Origin of the sequence: Dactylosporangium maewongense, assembly GCF_039531485.1 — a bacterium.
GTDB classification, from domain to species: Bacteria; Actinomycetota; Actinomycetes; order Mycobacteriales; family Micromonosporaceae; genus Dactylosporangium; species Dactylosporangium maewongense.
Genome location: NZ_BAAAQD010000028.1, coordinates 144,791 through 162,856, shown reverse-complemented (window position 1 = coordinate 162,856; position 18,066 = coordinate 144,791). Strand labels below are relative to the sequence as shown.

The 18,066-nt window shown below is 72.8% G+C and carries 13 protein-coding genes; 2 read left to right on the top strand and 11 right to left on the bottom strand.

Annotation, left to right across the window (positions count from 1 at the left end; all coding sequences use genetic code 11):
* Positions 1-1,945: PQQ-dependent sugar dehydrogenase (locus tag ABD332_RS47845; RefSeq protein WP_344511620.1), on the bottom strand; the 1,945-nt coding region annotated here is incomplete at its 3' end.
* A gap of 875 nt (positions 1,946-2,820) precedes the next feature.
* Here ABD332_RS47845 and ABD332_RS47840 point away from each other — a divergent pair.
* Complete coding sequence (locus ABD332_RS47840; protein ID WP_344511618.1) at positions 2,821-3,057, top strand: hypothetical protein; 237 nt, start codon at positions 2,821-2,823, stop codon at positions 3,055-3,057.
* A 374-nt stretch (positions 3,058-3,431) separates the two neighbouring features.
* Here the strand turns inward: ABD332_RS47840 and ABD332_RS47835 are convergent, their stop codons facing one another.
* The 6 genes from ABD332_RS47835 to galE all read right to left on the bottom strand — a co-directional run bounded on the left by ABD332_RS47835 (position 3,432) and on the right by galE (position 11,140).
* The gene (locus ABD332_RS47835; protein ID WP_344511616.1) at positions 3,432-4,331 is read right to left on the bottom strand and encodes an endo alpha-1,4 polygalactosaminidase; all 900 of its coding nucleotides are present in this window, start codon (positions 4,329-4,331) and stop codon (positions 3,432-3,434) included.
* Complete coding sequence (locus ABD332_RS47830) at positions 4,328-4,978, bottom strand: spherulation-specific family 4 protein (RefSeq protein WP_344511614.1); 651 nt, start codon at positions 4,976-4,978, stop codon at positions 4,328-4,330. The genes ABD332_RS47835 and ABD332_RS47830 overlap by 4 nt, the downstream gene beginning before the upstream one ends.
* Positions 4,975-6,426, bottom strand: a complete 1,452-nt coding sequence (locus ABD332_RS47825; protein WP_344511612.1) for a hypothetical protein — start codon at positions 6,424-6,426, stop codon at positions 4,975-4,977. Before ABD332_RS47825 ends, ABD332_RS47830 begins: the two co-directional genes overlap by 4 nt.
* Before the next feature lie 85 nt (positions 6,427-6,511).
* Positions 6,512-7,975, bottom strand: coding sequence for a GT4 family glycosyltransferase PelF (pelF, locus tag ABD332_RS47820; RefSeq protein ID WP_344511610.1), 1,464 nt, complete (start codon positions 7,973-7,975; stop codon positions 6,512-6,514).
* Between the two features lie 10 nt (positions 7,976-7,985).
* On the bottom strand, positions 7,986-9,998 hold the full coding sequence (locus ABD332_RS47815; RefSeq protein ID WP_344511608.1) for a hypothetical protein: 2,013 nt from the start codon (positions 9,996-9,998) through the stop codon (positions 7,986-7,988).
* A gap of 170 nt (positions 9,999-10,168) precedes the next feature.
* Positions 10,169-11,140 carry a UDP-glucose 4-epimerase GalE gene (gene galE / locus ABD332_RS47810; RefSeq protein ID WP_344511606.1) on the bottom strand — a complete coding sequence of 324 codons (972 nt, stop codon included), beginning with the start codon at positions 11,138-11,140 and terminating at the stop codon, positions 10,169-10,171.
* Between the two features lie 238 nt (positions 11,141-11,378).
* On the opposite strand from galE, the gene ABD332_RS47805 reads away from it, so the two are divergent.
* On the top strand, positions 11,379-12,929 hold the full coding sequence (locus tag ABD332_RS47805) for a diguanylate cyclase (RefSeq protein WP_344511605.1): 1,551 nt from the start codon (positions 11,379-11,381) through the stop codon (positions 12,927-12,929).
* A 249-nt stretch (positions 12,930-13,178) separates the two neighbouring features.
* Here the strand turns inward: ABD332_RS47805 and hemB are convergent, their stop codons facing one another.
* The 4 genes from hemB to ABD332_RS47785 are packed head-to-tail and all read right to left on the bottom strand — an operon-like array spanning position 13,179 to position 18,013.
* Positions 13,179-14,159, bottom strand: a complete 981-nt coding sequence (gene hemB / locus ABD332_RS47800) for a porphobilinogen synthase (RefSeq protein WP_344511603.1) — start codon at positions 14,157-14,159, stop codon at positions 13,179-13,181.
* A gap of 41 nt (positions 14,160-14,200) precedes the next feature.
* Positions 14,201-15,784 (bottom strand): bifunctional uroporphyrinogen-III C-methyltransferase/uroporphyrinogen-III synthase, encoded by a 1,584-nt coding sequence (locus ABD332_RS47795; protein ID WP_344511601.1) that lies wholly within the window; start codon positions 15,782-15,784, stop codon positions 14,201-14,203.
* Entirely contained in the window at positions 15,768-16,706 is a 939-nt protein-coding gene (gene hemC / locus ABD332_RS47790) for a hydroxymethylbilane synthase (protein WP_344511600.1), read from the bottom strand. The genes ABD332_RS47795 and hemC overlap by 17 nt, the downstream gene beginning before the upstream one ends.
* Positions 16,706-18,013 carry a glutamyl-tRNA reductase gene (locus ABD332_RS47785; protein ID WP_344511598.1) on the bottom strand — a complete coding sequence of 436 codons (1,308 nt, stop codon included), beginning with the start codon at positions 18,011-18,013 and terminating at the stop codon, positions 16,706-16,708. Before ABD332_RS47785 ends, hemC begins: the two co-directional genes overlap by 1 nt.
* Positions 18,014-18,066 lie beyond the last annotated feature (53 nt).

The window sequence follows — 18,066 nt, the reverse complement described above, 5'->3', positions numbered from 1 at the left end:
GCTCACCGTCGACCGGGATGGTGATCGTGCCGGTGCAGCCGTTCTGCGAGGTGATCTGGTGGGCGTGCTGGTCGTGGCCGAGCACGTAGGTCATGGTGACCTTCGAGCAGTCGATCGCCCCGTCCTCCGGGTCGGTGACCGTGACGCTCCACGGCACGCTGTCGCCGAACGAGACCAGCTGGCCCTTCGCCGGGGCGTTGACGACGACCGTCGGCGCGGTGTTGCCGACGCTGATCAGCACGCTGGACGTGGCCGGGGCGTTCTGGTTGTCCCGCACGGTCAGCGTCGCGGTGTAGTTGCCGTTGGTGTTGTACGTGTACGACGGGTTCGCCGCGGTGGAGTCCTGCGTGCCGTTGCCGTCGAAGTCCCACGAGTACGTCAGCGGACCACCCTCCGGGTCGCTGGACCCGGCGGAGGAGAACGTCACCGCGAGCGGCGCCGCACCCGAGGTCTTGTTCGCGCTCGCCACGGCGGTCGGCGCGCGGTTGCCGCCACCCACGTAGTCGTAGCGGTACAGGGCCGAGTTGGCGTCGCCGTTGAAGTAGCCGGTGCCGTAGTCCAGGACGTACAGCGCGCCGTCGGGGCCGAACTGCATGTCCATGACCTGCTTGCCGCCCCACGGGAACGTGTCGATCGCGCCGCGGGTGCCGTCGCTGTTGACGACGATCGGCTTGATCCAGCCACGCCCGAACTCACCGGCGAAGAACATGCCGTTGAAGCTGGCCGGGAATTTCGTGGCCGACGGGTTGGCCGCGTCGTAGCGGTACACCGGGCCGCCCATCGGCGACTCGGAGCCGCCGCCGAACTCGGTCGGGCTGCCGCTGTCGCCGCCGTACTTGATCCACGCGGGCCGCGCCGCGGGCAGGGTGCCCAGGCCGGTGTTGCGGAACGAGTTGTTCGTCGGCCCGCCGGCGCAGTTGTACTTGGCGCCACCGGTGCCGGCGGCGAAGTCCCACTCGTTGTAGATCTCGGTGCTGGTGTTCGAGCCGGTGCAGTACGGCCAGCCGTAGTTGCCGGGCGACGTGATCCGGTTGAACTCGACCTGCCCGGACGGGCCGCGGTTGGCGTTGGTGGTGCCGGCGTCGGGGCCGTAGTCGCCCACGTAGACGATGCCCGTGGCCTTGTCGACGCTCATCCGGAACGGGTTGCGGAAGCCCATCGCGTAGATCTCGGCCCGGGTGTTCGCCGTCCCCGGCGCGAACAGGTTCCCGGACGGGATGCTGTACGTGCCGTTGGCGTTGACCTTGATCCGCAGGATCTTGCCCCGCAGGTCGTTGGTGTTGCCCGCCGAACGCTGCGCGTCGTAGGCAGGGTTGCGGTTGGTCCGCTCATCGAGGGGCGAGTAGCCCGCGGAGTCGAACGGGTTGGAGTCGTCGCCGGTCGACAGGTACAGGTTGCCGGCCGCGTCGAAGTCGATGTCGCCGCCGACGTGGCAGCAGATGCCGCGGTTCGCGGGCACGTCCAGGATGTTGACCTGGCTGCTCATGTTGACGGTGAAGTTCGCGTTGAGGGTGAACCGGGAGAGGCGGTTGACCCCGGTCCAGGTGGCCCAGTCGGTGGCGGTACCGGTGGCCGGCGCGTCGCCCGCGGGGGTGCTCAGCGGCGGCGCGTAGTACAGGTAGATGTAGCGGTTCGTGGCGAAGTTGGGGTCGGCCGCGACGCCCTGCAGGCCTTCCTCGTCGTGCTGGTAGACCGGGATGTTGGCGATCACCGACGTGGTGCCGTTGGCGTCGGTGCGCCGCAGCGTGCCGTTCCTGGCGGTGTGCAGGACCGAGCGGTCGGGCAGCACCGAGATGGTCAGCGGCTCGCCGACCTCGGGCTCGCCCTTGGCGAGGGTGACCTGCTGGAAGTCGGCCGCGTTGATCGCCGCCGCCGCGGGCGCGGCCTGGACGACGACGGCGCTGACGCTCGCGCTCGCCGCAACAAGGAGCAGGGCGGCACTCATCGGCCGCCATCGATGACGTGAGGGTTGTAGGTTCACTGTGTCCCTTCCTGACGAAACGTGCCAGGCAGGGCGCGCGCCGCCGCGCCGGATGCCGTGTGCCTCCGCAACACAGACATGCCCATCGATGCATCCACTGTCGCCGGATAACATCGATGAAACACTCCAGTGTCGTGGGGGACACACTAGGAGCTTCGAACCAACCTGTCCACACTTTCCGTCGCGTTGGCATGAACTTTTGTCCCGCTAACCAAAAGTCACCGCCCGCTACGTCTGCGCGCATGCATTATGATGGGTGGCGTCACCGACAAGAAATTTGGTCGGTGGTGCTAAGGTTGCAGGTAAAGCAGCGCGCCGCCACCGGCCTGGCTCCGTGCCGACTCGGCGGGTCACGGCGCGCCGGCTCGTTCCTTCGTCCCTCATCGACACAGCGCTGGGCGGTGGCCATCGGACAGAACTTTTGACAGGTGTCGAGGAGTTGCCGCCCCGCCCCTCGTGCCCGGACCCGGCACAAGGCTGCTGGAAGCCGGTGAGCGCCGGCGCCTGACACCACGGACCTGGAGCGTTTTGTCGCCTGACACCACGGGCCTGGAGCGCTTTGTCGACGGCTCTACGTGGGCGGCGCGCCGGAGATGTGAGCCCTGGCCAGCCGCACCGCCACCGCCCCTGTCACATCGGCGCGCGGCATGACAGGCGCGCTCCGGAATGCCGACGACTCCGTGAGCCGCCGAGGAGAAGGCCGCGTTCTAGGCGGTCGAGGACGTGCAGCGCCGCTCCGGCGACGAACAGCTGTGGGCCCGCCTGACGGCCACCCCCTTCGAAGGCCCCGAGAATGAGCTCGCCGCCCGCCGCCACCGGCCGTCAACCCCACCGTCAGGATGTGTCCCGGTCTCAACCGCCGTGCGGGGGCGCCGTCCCGCTGGAGCGGCCAGGACCGGCGGGCACTCACCCAGGACACCGTCGCCGAAGGCCTCCTGCTCTTCGGCGCAGAGGGCCTGGTCGCGGGCGACTGGAAGCCCCCGGGTGGCGCCTCGATCAAGACCTGCTTCATCGGCTCGTGCGTGCTGAGTTTCGCGGACCAGTACCGCGCGGGGCGGCGGCACAAGGCCAGATAGGAGCAACACCTGCGGCGGCGATGTCGCGATGATCACGCGCGTTCGGACCCGACCCGTGGGCATCGCCGCACGCTGGGACGGCATCCGCCGGGGGCTTCAGGGAGTTCGGCCCTCGCGCCCGTGACGCGATCATCCTGACCGGGCGCGGCTACTCGCAGATCGAGATCGCCGACTTCGTGAACATCAGCGTCTGCGGTGGCGGGGGGTTCCGCACCGCGATCGGGCCCCGGGACCAGCACGTCACAGACGGGCGCGGGTGAGCGACGTTGGCGTCGAGGTCGGCAAGATCACCATGGTGGTGGGCTTCGTGTTCAGGGGGTCAGGTCCGTTGGCGCCGAGGTGGTCGTGACCTCGCCAGCGCGGGGCGGCGCAGGTCAGCAGGGCTGGCGCCAGGCGTCGAGGTCCTGCTTCTTCTTCATCGACGAGAAGCGCAGGGCGGTGGTCTTCGGGCAGAACTTGGCGGTGTCGACGTCGTACTCGACGTGGAAGACGGGCTTGCCGGCGGCGATGAAGGCCTTGAGGGTGTCGCACTCGTCGTAGTGGGCGCACTCCTCGTTGACCGCGAAGTCGAACGCCGGGGCGAGGGCGGCGGCCTGCTCGACGTCGTTCTTCAGGCCCACCGCGAGGCCGAGGCGGTGGGCGAGGTCGGCGACGCGGCGGTTGAACGTGAGCTGGTCCTCGGCGGTGAGGGGGAAGCCGCTGTTGTTGGCGTAGCCGTCGACGTTGTCGGGCTCGACGGCGTCGAAGCCCTTGTCCTTGCACACCTTGAAGCGGGCCTCGAGCAGCGGCGCCAGGGTGTCCCAGCGGCGGATGTCGAGCCACTTCTCCCCCGGCCAGCCCTCCAGGCCCTTGCCGCGCACCGACTCGGGGAAGTTGCCGGCGTCGGCGCGGAAGTCCTCGTGGGCGCCGGCGTTCACGTAGCAGATGACGTGACGGCCCGCGGCCTTGAGCTTCGCCACCTCGGCGGCGGAGGTGGTGACGGCGTCGACGTCGTACACGTCGACGGCCACCGACGTGTCGAGCGTGCCGGTCAGCTGCCACTGCCAGGTGAGGCCGACGGCCGGCCGCCACCAGCCGACGGGGGTGGCCGGCGCGGGCGACGGCGACGCGGACGCTGAGCCGAGGCCGCCGTAACCGGACGGGGGCACCGCGGCGGTCTTCGGGGTGCCCCGGCCCTCGTCGGGGTCGCCGCCGGCGCCGGTGCACGCGGCCGCGTACAGGACGGTCAGCATGACGAGGCCGAACAGTGCGAGGCGGAGCCGCCGGTCGGTCACCGCGCGGCCGCCGCGCGCTGCCGGACCACCGTCGGGATCCCCTCGTACGGTAGGGGGGCGACGAGGTCGGTGACGAGGCCGTGCGGGGCGCGGGACAGCAGCAGCGCGGTGGCGGCGCCGATCCGCTCCGTGGGGACGCCGTAGACGAGGTGCGCGGCGTTGGGCCAGTCGCGGCCGTCGGGCAGCCCGTACGCGGGCGGTGCGTCCACATAGGACTCCCAGGGGCCTTCGAAGGTGCAGACCACGTCGGCGAGGTCGGCGTAGCCGGGCAGGCAACGGGTGCCGGGGTTGAGGACCACCGATCCGCGCACCGCCCGCACCACCTGTGTCACGTAGGCGAGGCCGGCCGCGTCGGCCGGCACCTGGTCGAAGAAGATACCGCCGACCGGGTACCGCGCCCAGCCGACGATGTCGCACCACACCTCACCGTTGGCGCGGCGGCCGTAGTCGAGGTCGACGTAGCCGAGCATGCGCACGCCGGAGCGGTGCAGGCGGGCGGTCGCGACCGCGTACACCTCGTCGCGCTCGGCGCCGCCGGGGCCGTTGTGGACGTTGACGATCGCGGTGGGGCGTTCGGTGCTGCGGCACAGCGCCTCCCACGCGTCGGGGTCGGCCAGCGGGTGGACGTACATCGGCAGGAGCATCATCGGTAACTCTCCGGGTCACGCAGGACGAGCGCCGCGACGGCGAGGCCGGGCAGCCCCGCACCGAGCAGGGTCGCGACGGCGAGGGTTTCGGTGAACGTGGGGGCCACGTGCACCAGGGCGGGCGCCCAGTGCCCGACGCCCGCGACGAGCAGCGTCGGCCACCAGACGACGAGGGCGGCGGTGCCCGCCCGGCCGTGGGCGGCGAGGACGAGGCACAGGGCGTACACGCCGGTGAGCAGGATCGCGGCGGCGAGCGCCTGCCCGCCTGGGCCGCTGATCCCGACCCACACGGCGCCGGCGATCGCGGCCCCGAGCGCGACGGGGACGCTCAGCACCCCGACGGTGCTTTTGCTGATGCGGGCGAGCCGCCGGTCGAACGCGGCGCGGTCGGCGAGGACGGCCCGCGCGTACGCGATGCGCCGCTGATGCCAGACCAGCGTCAGCTCGATGAGCGGGACGCCGACGAGCAGCGGCACCGCCTGGACCGGCACCCGGTGCGGGGCGATCCCGTCGAGGGCGACGGCCCGCAGCAGCGCCGCCTGGCCGGTGCCGACGAGGCCGTAGAGCAGCGCGTAGCCGATGTCGCCGCGCCACGACCGCCACCGCCGCCACGGCATCCGGCCGCTGACGTCCGCGCCGGCGACGGGGCGGAACGCGACGGCGAGCAGGGCCACGACCCCGCCCAGCAGCGCGGTCACAGCCCAGGTCCCGGCCCCGAGCGCGACGCAGGCGGTGGCGACCCAGCAGGGCGCGGCGGCGGCGAGGACGACCCGTTCGCGGCGGGTGACGAGCGCGACGGCGGCGACCGCGAACAGGGCGAGCTGCACTCCGGCGATCGTGTACGCGCGGACCCCGCTGCCGGCGAGCGCGACGGCCCAGACCGCGGCGAGGCCGAGGAACCCGGCGCCGAGCAGGCGGGCGGCGGCGGTGACGCCCCGCTCCGACAGCGCCCGGTAGCCGAGGTACGACAGCGCCTGCCCGCCGCCCCAGCCGAGCAGCAGCGTGCCGGTCGTCGCGAGCGGCGGGGCGCCGTCGACCTCGGCCGCCGCGCCAAGGCCGATCGCGAGCGGGGTCAGGTAGATCGTCGCGCGGGTCAGCGTGTCGGTGATGACCGCGCGGGGCGTCGGCCCCTCCTCCAGGGGCGTGGCCTGCACGACCGTGGCGGCGGTTTCGACGGTACGGGCAACGACCCGCCCGGCCAGCGCGAACACCGACGGCAGGCCGTACTCCCGGTCGGCGACGCGGTCGTTGATGCCGTTGGCCTCGAGGATCGCGGCGACCTCGTCGACGTCGACGGCGCCGACGCAGTCCTCCAGCATCCGGTCGGCGAGCGCGGCGACGGGGTCGGTGGAGGCCCGCCCGACGTACCGCAGCGACTCGCCGCGCTCCAGCGCCGGCGGCCGCGCCCGCCGCTGCATCGGCACGACCAACAGCGAATCAGCACTCATGCCGCCACCTCTGCTGCGCTCCGGCGTCGGCCTGAGCCACACCTGTCATGCTGGTTCGCGGCTCCTCCGCTGCGCTCCGGCCCGCTCACGCGGGCACCAGGACGGGGTCGGGGACGGGTGCCGAGGCGGTGACGCGGTGGCCGGTCAGCCGCTGGTACCGGCCGCGGTACGCCGACAGGCAGCGGTCCAGCGTGTACTCCTTCAGCGCCCGTTCCTGGCCGGCGCGGCCGGTCGCCGCCCGCAGCTCGGGCGAGGTGAGCAGTGCGACGCACGCCTCGCCGAACGCCTGCGGGTCGCGGGGCGGCACGACGAGCCCCGCGTCGCCGACGGCCTCGGCGACGCCGCCGACGTCGGTGCTGACCGTCGGCCGGCCGCACATCATCGCCTCCAGCACCGTGTACGGCATGCCTTCGGAGATGCTGGACAGCGCCGCGACCTGCCCCTCGGCGAACGCGTCCCGGCTGGAGGCGCACGGCCCGGCCCAGGTGACCGCGTCGGTGAGGCCGAGCTCGGCGGCGGTGTCCCGGCAGGCGGCCGCGTAGGCCTCGTTGCCGGCCGGGACGGGGCCGGCGAGGTGGAGCCGCGCGTCGGGCACCTTCGCCCGGACCACCGCGAGGGCGCGGATGAGGGTTTCGAGGTCCTTGAGCGGGTCGATCCGCCCGACCCAGGAGATGACCGGCCCGGCCGGCTCCTCGGGCAGCGGCGGGAAGCGGGCCGGGTCGACGCCGTTGCCGATGACGGCGAGCTTCGCCGGGTCTGCGCCGTGCCGGACCGCCCACCGCGAGTTGAACCCGCTGACGGGGGTGATGAGGTCCGACTCCCAGTACGCCAGCCGGGCGAGCGCACGGTGGAAGCGCAGCAGCGCCGTCTTGACGCCGGGTGACTGGTCGCCGGCGCTGAGGTAGCGTTCCCGGAGGTACACGCCGTGCTCCGTCATCATGAACGGCACCCCGAGGCGCCATTTCGCGGCGAGGGCGACCATCGCCGACAGGCCGTTGGCGTTGGCGTGGACGAGGTCCGCATCCGGCGGGATCTCGGCGGCGAGCGGGCGGAGCGCGTGCTCCACCAGTACACCGGCGACATCCGCGTCGCGAAGGGTCAGCCGCGGCAGGTGGATGCCGTCGGACCTGGCCCGCGCCCACGCGTCCAGCAGGACGTCCGCGAGCCTGGCGCCGGCCAGTGGATGCCGTCCGCCGCGGGCGGGCAGGAACCGCCCCGGGCGGGGCCGCGCGAGCTCGGCGAGCTCACGCAGCCCCTCGGAGAACACGACCAGGTCGGCCGCGGTGTCGCCGAGCATGCCGCGGCACAGCCTGGCGGCGGCCCGTTCGGGTCTGCCGCGGGCGGGCCGGGCGGTGCCCCAGACCGGGACCGCTGTCAGCGACCGGACGTTGCCGGGCAGCTGGACCGCGGGCCGGTCCGGTTCGGTGCCGACGATGGCGACGAGGTCCCAGTCCACCTCGGACAGTCCTCGGACCAGCTGGTCGCACCAGGTGCTGACGCCGCCGGTGACGTACGGGTAGGTGCCTTCGTTGACGAGCACGACACGCACGGCGCGGACCTCAGGCCGGCAGCCGCAGCTGCTGCGACGCGCCGCGGCCCAGGCTCCGCCAGGTGGAGCGTTCGCCGCCGTACGGGTCGCCGAAGTTGCCGCCGACGACCTCGATGCCGAGCACCGACATGCTGATGACCTTGGTGCCGTTCGGCATGGTCATGGGCACGTCGAGGGCGCCGCCGCCCCGGTTGACGACGGTGACCCGGCCGTCGAGCGTGTACGCCTCCACGGCCCGGCTCCGCAGCGCCGCCGCCCACGCCGCCTGTCGCTTGTTCTGCAGCGCGGTCTCGGCGAACTTCGGGTTCACGACCGGGGTCGCGCTCGTGTAGGTCGCGGTGTAGCGGGCGAGGACCGCGTCGAGGACCGGGTAGAGGATGCGGTCCTCGGCGAGGTTCGACTGGTGCGCGTAATGCGGCGCCGGGCTGGTGGAGACCACGTGGTCGTAGGCGATGCGGGCCTCGACCGGCACGATGTAGGTGTCGAAGCCGTTGGCGCCGAGCGGGGTGATGCAGGTGGAGGCGGGGTTGTTCTCGCAGATGCCGCTGCCGCCGTGGGCCCGGCTGGTGTAGATCCAGTTGTACTCGTCGACCTCTTCGGCCTTCGTCGCCACGTTGTAGTAGATGTTCATCGGGTAGCGGGGCACGGTGACGGCGTTGCCGACGGCGCGGGTGGTCTGCTCCCGGGAGGCGTCGGAGGCGATGTACTTGACGCCGGTGCCGTTCAGCGCGGGCGCGAGGTTCGGGTTGTCGGCCGGCATCTGCGGCAGCGTCTTCAGGCCGGAGTGCTCGCCGGTGACGAGCTCGGCGGCGTCGACGGTGATGCCTTTGCTCTTCGCCCAGTCGATGTTGCGCTTGATCTGGGCGGTGATGTCGGCCTGCGACGTCCACCGGGTGGCGCCGTAGCCGTCGGTCGCGCACTTCCACGGCGACACGGTGAAGTCCTGGACGCAGCCGAGGTACGGGTGCTCGTACGTGTGGTTGATCCAGCGGAACTGGTTCTTGTTGGTCACCATGGCGGTGGTCAGCGGGTCGCCGGCACCGGCCTCGACGCTGCCGCCGCCGTTGAACGCGATGTCGAGCTTGAGGTCGTTGGCCTGCTGCCAGGCGATGAGTGCCTGCACGTCGGCGGGCGTCATCCGGATCGTCGTGTTCTCGATCCCGGGGCCGCAGTCGTCGCCGACGGTGCAGTTGTGTGTGGTGTCCCACCGGTCGTCGGGCAGGAGCACGTCGTCGACGTGGACGCTGAGGAAGTTGCGGGTGTTGCCGAGGTGGACGCCCTTGGTGAGCCAGGTGATCAGGCCGTGGCCGAGTTCCATCGCGTGTGTCTGGTAGCGGTTGGCGGCGAGCGTGACGACGAGCTCCTCGCGGCCGTCGTGGGTGTAGACGCCCATCAGCGAGCCGTTCGGGGCGTTGGGCACCGAGCCGGTGACGAGCGGGGTGAAGGTCGCGCCTTCCCGCCGGGTGCCGAGGTACCCGTAGGACTCGATGACGGCCGGGTCGCGGTCGTCGATGCGGACGGCGCCCTTGAGGTAGCCGAAGCCGGCGGCCTTGCCGGCGTCGGTGACGGTCATCGCCGCGCCGTCGAGCACGCCGCTCCAGGCGAGGTCCTGCCCGACGTTCGGGTTCGCCCACGTGTACGCGTCGATCTGGCGGATCTTGAACTCGCGTTCGAAGTCGGCGAGGGCGGTCGCCTCGGTGCCGGTGACCGCGCTCTCGTTCGGCACGATCACGCCCTGGAACTTGGCCCGCCGCACGCCGCTGACGGAGTCGGCGAGGAACGCGGGGGTGATCCGGGCCCGGCCGGCGTCGGCGAGCTGCAGCGCGTCGTAGGGGACGCCTTCGCGGTCGAGCTGGGCGCGGAGCATGTCGACGCCGGTGCTGCCGTCGTCGAGCACGAGGACACGCAGGTCGATGCGCTGGCGTGGTTCGGCGGCGAGCGCCGGCGGGGCGAAGACGAGGCCGGTGAGGCCGACGAGCGCGCAGGCACCGGCGATGGCTCGCCGGCGGATCCGGAACTTCAACGTGCTGCTCCTTCGGGCGGGGGGTTTCGCTGTTCGCTGTCGCTTGTCCGTGCTTTCGTTCGGCAGGTGTACGAGCAGGTGCCGCGGCGGGCGGGTCAGGCACCCTGACCTGGGGCTCCGCGACCGGGGGCGGCGGGCGGTCAGGCTCTTCGAGGGGGTGGCGGGCGGGGTCAGGCGGCCTGGGGTTCCGCGACGGGGGTGGCAGCGGCGCTGCGGACGATCTCGTCGAGGTCGTGGCGGGCGCGCCAGCCGAGCAGCTCGTGGACCCGGGCCGGGGAGGCGACGACCGCCGCGGGGTCGCCGGTCCGGCGGGGCGCCACGACGTACGGCAGCGGCAACCGCAACGCGCCGGACACCGCGGCGATCATCTGCAGCACCGAGGCGCCCTCGCCGCGACCGATGTTGAGGACCTCGTCGTGGAGGTCGCCGTCCCTGAGCGCCAGCGCCGCGTGGGCGTGGGCCTCGGCGATGTCGGCGACGTGGACGTAGTCGCGCACGGCGGTGCCGTCGGGCGTCGGGTAGTCGTCGCCGTAGACGACCGCCGGGAGGCCCTCGGCGGCCGCCCGCAGCAGTCGCGGCACGAGGTTGGTGCCGCCGTGGTCGCGCAGGTGCGGGGCGCCGGCGCCGGCGACGTTGAAGTAGCGCAGCGCCGCCCAGCCGAACCCGACGCTGGCGGCCGCGTCGCGCAGCATCCATTCACCGATCAGCTTGGTGCGCCCGTACGCGTTCTCGGGTGCCGTGCGGGCCAGTTCGCTGACCGGCGAGCAGGTCGGCGTGCCGTAGACGGCGGCGCTGGAGGAGAACAGGACCGACCGGGTGCCGGTCGCGGCGACGGCGGCGAGGACGGACCGCAGCCCGTCGAGGTTGTCCTGGTAGTAGCGCAGCGGGTGGGCGGTCGACTCGGCGACGTCCTTGCGGGCGGCCAGGTGGATGACGCCGTCGGGCTGGAAGCGGCGGAACAGGTCGCGCATCGTGGTGCTGTCGCGCACGTCGGCGCGCACCAGCGGCACCCCGAGCGGCAGGCGGGCGGCGCGCCCGGTCGACAGGTCGTCGACGACGACCGATTCGACCCCGGACGCCCCGAGGGCGGTGACGACGTGCGCGCCGATGTACCCGGCGCCTCCAGTGACAAGCCATCTCACGATGGGGGCAACGAGGGTCTATCACTACGAATCGGGCAACTGTCGGGTTCCTGACACTTGGAACACCCAAAAGTCCGACCAAAGTCCCCCCAGTTTGCCCGCTTCCTCGACCCACGCCTTCCGTTTTGTCCGATTTACGCCTATTCGAGTGAGAGGCGCGTCGCAAGGCTCATGCCGGCCGTCGCGCTGCCGACGTCTCTGGTCGGAACGACGACCAACGACCGGACGGGGGAGGCACATGACTGAGGCTCGGCTGCCGATCCCGCTGTGGCCCTTCGGACCGCACCACGACCTGTCACTGCAGGTGCACGAGCTGACCGTGCACGGCCGCAACTCCGAGGCGCTCGAGCTCGCCGACCGGCTCGAACACGTCGTCGCCATCCTCGGCGACGACCGCAGCGCCGGCATGATCCGCCAGGGCCGCCTGTACGCGCTGATCAGCCTCGGCCGGTTGCACGAGGCCCTGGAGGAGGCCGACCGCCTCCTGCAGATGCACCGCGCCGCCGGCACCCGCACCGGCGAGGCGAAGATCCTCGCCGACACCGCCGAGATCCTGATCAAGCTCGGCCTGCTCGACGAGGGCCTGCACCACCTCGCGAGCGCCCTGCGGCTGATGGAGACCATCCCGCGCGGCAACGTGCGGTACATCTCCGCGATGTCGTCGGTCAGCGAGGCCGCGCGCGCCGCCGAGCTGTACGAGCTGGCCGACGAGGTGTCCGCGTTCGCCGTCGAGTCCTTCAGCCCCGGCACCGACCAGCGCGCCGCCGCCGAGCTGCAGCGCGCCGAGCTGCTCCTCGAGTGGGGCCTGCGGCTGGAGCACGTCGGCCTGGTGGAGGAGGCGAACGTGCGCTTCGCCCGCAGCGTCGGCCTCGTCCGGTACTGGGTGCAGAACCACTTCCACGACGCGCCGCTCGCCACCGTCCTCTACACGCTCGGCCTGGTGAAGATCGGCGCCGTCGACGAGGCCCTCGTCCTCGCCGACTCGCTGGTCGTGCCGCTGCGCACCAACGGCCACGAGCACGAGGCGCGCCTGGCCCACCTCGCGTACGGCATCGCCCTGCGCTGCACCGGCCGCCTCCGCGAGGCCCGCCGCGAGTTCCTCGCCGCCGACGAGCTGGCCCCGCTGAGCCCGCAGCGGCTGATCTTCCAGTACGAGCTGGCCCTCCTCGCCGCCGCCGAGCTCCCCGGCGACTCCACCGGCGCTCTGCTCAACGCGGTCCGCGCCCACGCCCGCCACCTGTGGCGGCTCCGCCTGGAGCGCCGCTCGATGCTCCAGCAGGCCCGCCGCCGCGTCGACCTGGAGGCCGCCCGCGCCCGCGCCGACCGCGTGGCCGCGTCGGACGCCCTGACCGGCCTCGGCAACCGCCGCCAGTTCGACCGTCAGCTGGCCGGCGTCGCAGGCACCCTGGTCCTACTTTTAGTGGACATTGACCATTTTAAGGGCATCAACGACCGCTTCTCCCACATCGTCGGCGACCGTGTCCTGCGCGAGATCGCCGCCATCCTGCGCTCCCACTGCCGCCCCGAGGACACCGCCGTCCGCCTCGGCGGCGACGAGTTCGCCCTCTTCCTGCGCACCGACCTGCCGACCGCCGCCCGCATCGGCGAACGCATCCTCAACGTCGTCACCGCCCGCGACTGGAACCAGCTGGCGTTCGGCCTGCACGTCACGCTGAGCATCGGCGTGGCCGCCCTCGACGACGGCATGGACGGCCGCGAACTCTACGACCTCGCCGACCGCAACCTCTACACCGCCAAACGCACAGGCCGCGACCGCCTCGCCGCCTGACCCGCGCTCCCCCGCCCACCGCTGGCCAGCCTGTCCCACCCGGTCCGGGACACGCGCGGGCGCGGGGGCGGGGCGGGGGCTGCTCAGGAAGGTCCGGGCCGCTCAGCGAGGCAGGCGGTCCGGTGGGTGTCGGAGGTGCGGGGTCTGACGGCCGGTGGGCGTTCCGCTCTATCCCAGCCTAGACCCGGCTTCCAAACCGGCGAACCGCATCGTCACCCGGTGTAACCGGGGTGAGTTGACAAAAGGCGGTCAGGCGCGGAGCAGGCGGGCGGCGTCCACGGCCCAGTAGGTGAGGATGAGCTGGGCGCCGGCGCGGCGGATGGAGGTGAGGGTCTCCAGGATGACGCGGTCGCGGTCCAGCCAGCCGTTGGCGACGGCGGCCTCGACCATCGCGTACTCGCCCGAGACCTGGTAGGCGGCGACGGGCACGTCGACCGCGGCGGCGACCTTCGTGAGGACGTCCAGGTACGGCAGGGCCGGCTTGACCATGACCATGTCGGCGCCCTCGGCGATGTCGAGGGCGACCTCGCGGAGGGCCTCGCGCAGGTTGCCGGGGTCCTGCTGGTACGACTTGCGGTCGCCGACGAGGGCGGACTCGACGGCCTCGCGGAAGGGGCCGTAGAAGGCGCTGGCGTACTTCGCCGCGTAGGCCAGCTGGGCGACCTCGGTGAAGCCGGCCTCGTCCAGGGCGCGGCGGACGACGCCGACCTGGCCGTCCATCATGCCCGAGGGGCCGAGGACGTGAGCGCCGGCGGAGGCCTGGGCGACCGCCATCGTGGCGTACGCCTCGAGGGTGGCGTCGTTGTCGACCGTGCCGTCGGCGGCGAGCAGGCCGCAGTGGCCGTGTGAGGTGAACTCGTCCAGGCAGAGGTCGCTCATGATGACGGTGGCGTCGCCGACCTCGGCGGCGAGGTCGCGGATGGCGACGTTGAGGATGCCGTCGGGGTCGGTACCGGCGGAGCCCTGCGGGTCCCGGGAGGTGGGCACGCCGAAGAGCATGATGCCGCCGACCCCTGCCTGGACCGCCTCGACGGCGGCCTTCCGCAGGGATTCGCGGGAGTGCTGGACGACACCGGGCAGCGACGAGATCGGTCGCGGCTCGGTGAGGCCCTCTTTGACGAACATGGGCAGGATGAGGTTCGACGGCTCGACGTGCGTTTCGACGACGAGCCGTCGCATCGCTGGGGTACGACGCAGCCTGCGTGGGCGGACGGTCGGGTAGCCAGCCATGGTGAACCCCCTGCGGCAAAAACGATCTAGCGGATGACGACCTAACGGAACCGGAGCGCGGTCGGGCCCTGGACCTTGGAGCCGCGGCGCTGCTTGGCAGGCATCGCGGCGAGCTTCTCGCGCAGTTCCACGGCGTAGCCGGCGAGGGCTTCGACGAGGTCGGGCACGGAGGCGTGCGGCGGCTGGACGTCCACGCGGAGCCCGAACTCGACGGCGGTGTCGGCGGTCTTGGGACCGATGACGGCGACGACGGTGCGGGCGTGCGGCTTGCCGGCGATGCCGACGAGGTTGCGGACGGTGGAGGACGAGGTGAAGAGCACCGCGTCGAAGCCGCCGGACTTGATGGCGTCGCGGATGTCGGCCGGCGGCGGGGCCGCGCGGACGGTCCGGTACGCGGTGACGTCGTCGACCTCCCAGCCGAGTTCGGTGAGTCCGGCGGCGAGGGTCTCGGTGGCGATGTCGGCGCGGGGCAGGAGCACCCGGCCGACCGGGTCGAGGATCTCGTCGTGCGGGGAGAACTCGGCGAGGAGCCCTTCGGAGGACTGGTCGCCGGCGGGGATGAGCTCGGGGACGATGCCGAAGCCGCGGACGGCCTCGGCGGTCGCCTCGCCGATGCAGGCGACCTTCACGCCGCCGAAGTGGCGGGCGTCGAGGCCGTGCTCGGCGAACTTCTCCCAGACGGCGCGGACGGCGTTGACCGACGTGAAGACGGTCCAGGCGTAGCGGCCGTCCACGAGGCCCTTGATCGCGCGTTCCATCTGGGCGGGTGTACGGGGCGGCTCGACCGCGATGGTCGGCACCTCGCACGGGATGGCCCCGTAGGCGCGCAGGCGCTCGCTCATCGCGCCGGCCTGCTCCTTGGTGCGGGGGACGAGGACCTTCCACCCGTACAGGGGGCGGTTCTCCCACCAGCCGAGCTTCTCGCGCTGGGCGACGCCGGCGCCGAGGCACAGGACGACCCGGCCGGCGAAGCCGAGCGCGGCGGCGACCATGCTGTCGACGGTCGTGGCGGAGCTGTACTGGGTCTCGCCGGTGCCGTCGCCGGTGACGGAGACGGGCGTGGCGGGGTCGACGCCGGCGGCGAGGAGGCCGTCGCGGACCGCGGCGAGGTCACCGGCGTCGACGGCGACGGCCGAGGAGCCCCGGCTGACGGCGGCGGCGATGGACTCGAAGTCGACGCTCTGGACGTCGTCGACGTCAGCGGTGACGCGGACCCCGGGGAGGGGCACGCCGGCGTACGTGGCGACGCCCGCCGCCTGTCCGATGCCGGGGACGACCTCGAACGGGACGGCGGTGCGGGCGACGGCCTGCACCTCCTTGAGCACCGTGTCGTGGGCGAGCGGGTCGCCGCCGACGAGGTGGATGGCGCGCAGCCCGGACCGGGCCGCGGACAGCAGCACCTTGGCGACGTCGCCGGGCGCTCCCTCGGCCGGGGAGAACTGCGTCTCGGGGTCGGCTTCGGCGCGGATCACGCTGAGCAGCGACTCGGGGACATTGCGGTCGTGGACGATGTGGTCGGCGGACACCAGCGCCTCATGGGCGCGACGCGTCAGCAGGCCTGGATCGCCGGGGCCGGCCCCGACGAAGGCGATCCGGCCGGTGCTGCCCTTACGGGTGCGGGTCATGCTGCACTCCCAGTGCGTTGTCGGCGCCTTCTTCGCGCAGGTCGCGGGCCAAGGCTCGGCCCACCTCCGCGGCGTCGGCGAGCGTTCCGGTGCGCGACAGCCGGAGGGCGAACCCGCCGTCCGGGCTGAAGACAGCACCGCGCAGATAGATCTCCGGGCCGTCGTCGCCTTCTGCGACCTCGGCCAGTGCCGCGATCGGGGCGGAGCATCCCGCCTCGAGCTCGGCCAAGAGCGCCCGCTCGGCGGTGACCGCCGCGCGGGTGTATTCGTCGTCGAGCGCGGCGAGGAGGTCGCGCAGCTCGGCATCGTCTTCTCGGCATTCGACCGCGAGTGCGCCCTGCGCGGGGGCGGGCAGCATCAGCAGCGGGTCGAGGACCTCGGTGGCTTCGCCGCCGCGGCCGAGGCGGGCCATGCCGGCGTGGGCGAGGACGATCGCGTCGTACTCGCCTTCGGCGAGCTTGCGGAGGCGGGTGTCGACGTTGCCGCGCAGCGGAAGCGGCTCGAAGTGGCGGCCGAGCGCGTTGAGCTGTGCGATGCGGCGGAGTGCGCCGGTGCCGATACGCGCGCCGGCGGGCAGCTCGTTGAGGGTGAGGCCGTCGCGGGCGACGAGGGCGTCGCGGGGGTCGTGGCGCGGCGGGATCGCGGCGACGACGAGCCCGTCGGCGGGGGCGGTCGGCAGGTCCTTGTAGGAGTGGACCGCGAAGTCGATCTCCTTGGCGAGCAGGGCGTCGCGGAGCGCGGACACGAAGACGCCGACGCCGAGGGTCTGGATGGGCGCGCTGGAGCGGTCGCCGGGGGTGACGATCTCGACGAGCTCCACGTCGCGGCCGGTGCGGTCGCGCACGGCCTGGGCGACGGTGCCGGACTGCGCCATGGCGAGGGCGCTGCCCCGGGTGCCGAGTCGCAACGGGTTGGTGGACATCAGGGGTGCACCTCGCCTGCGGCGGCCGGGTCGATGTCGGCGGTGGGGATCTGCAGATCAAATAGTTCCCGGAGCGCCTGAGCATATGCCTCGCCACCGGGTTCGGCGGCAAGTTGGCGCACGCGGACGGTCGGCTGGTGGAGGAGCCGCTGGACGATCCGGTGGACGCTGTGGGCCACCTCGGCGCGGTGGCCGTCGGTGAGCTCGGGGCAGCGCTGGGCGAGCCGGCCGAGCTCGGCCTCGACGACCTCGTCGGCGCGGGCGCGCAGGGCGGCGACGGTGGGCGCGACGTCGGCGCCGCGCAGCCAGGTGAGGAACGCCTCGACCTCGCCGGCGACGATGTCCTCGGCGGCGCGCTGCTCGGCGTCGGCGGTGGTGGACAGCGACGTCGACAGCAGCTCGATGTCGACGAGCGTGACGCCGGGCAGGTCGCCGACGCCGGGTGCGACGTCCCGCGGCAGCGCGAGGTCGAGCACGAGCAGCGAGTCACGGGAGCCGGAGAGGGCGGCGCCGACCAGGGCGGCGTCGAGGACGGGCTCGGGTGAGGCGGTGGCGCTGACGACGACGTCGACCTGCTCCAGTGCGGTCGGCAGGGTGGCGTACGGCACAGCGACGGCACCGTGCAGCTCGGCGAGCCGTTCGGCCCGCTCGTGGCTGCGGTTGGTGACGTACAGGGGGTGCGCGCCGGACCGGCGCAGCGTGGCGAGCGACAGGGCGCCCATGGCGCCGGCGCCGATGACGAGCGCGGGGCGGCCTTCGACGGGGCCGGTGGCGCCCTGGCCGTATGCGAGGGCGGCGCTGACGACGCTCTGCCCGGCGCGGTCGATCTCGGTCTCGGCGTGAACCCGCTTGCCGACGCGCAACGCCTGCTGGAGCAGCTCGTGCAGGACGCGGCCGGCGGTGCCGTGTTCGGCGGCGGCGCCGTAGGCGTCGCGGAGCTGGCCGAGGATCTGGGCCTCGCCGACGACCATGGAGTCGAGGCCGGCGGCGACGCGGAAGGCGTGCCGGACGGCGTCGACCTCGTAGTGGACGTAGAGCTGGCTGGCCAGGTCGCCGACGGTGGTGCCGGACCGTGCGGCGAGGACGCCGCCGATGTCGGCGAGGGCACCGTGGAAGGCGGTGACGGCGGCGTAGATCTCGACCCGGTTGCAGGTCGACAGAACGACGACCTCGTCGACGTACGGCTGGGCGACGAGGTCACGCAGGAGGGTGGGCAGCTGCTCGCCCGTGACGGCGAGGCGCTCCAGCAGGGGCACCCCGGCGGTCCGGTGCGAGATGCCGACGACGAGCAGGTTGGATCCGTTCATGCCGTCACCTGCGCTGCGCTGCGGCGCCGGCCTGATCCGGCGCCGAGCCGCTG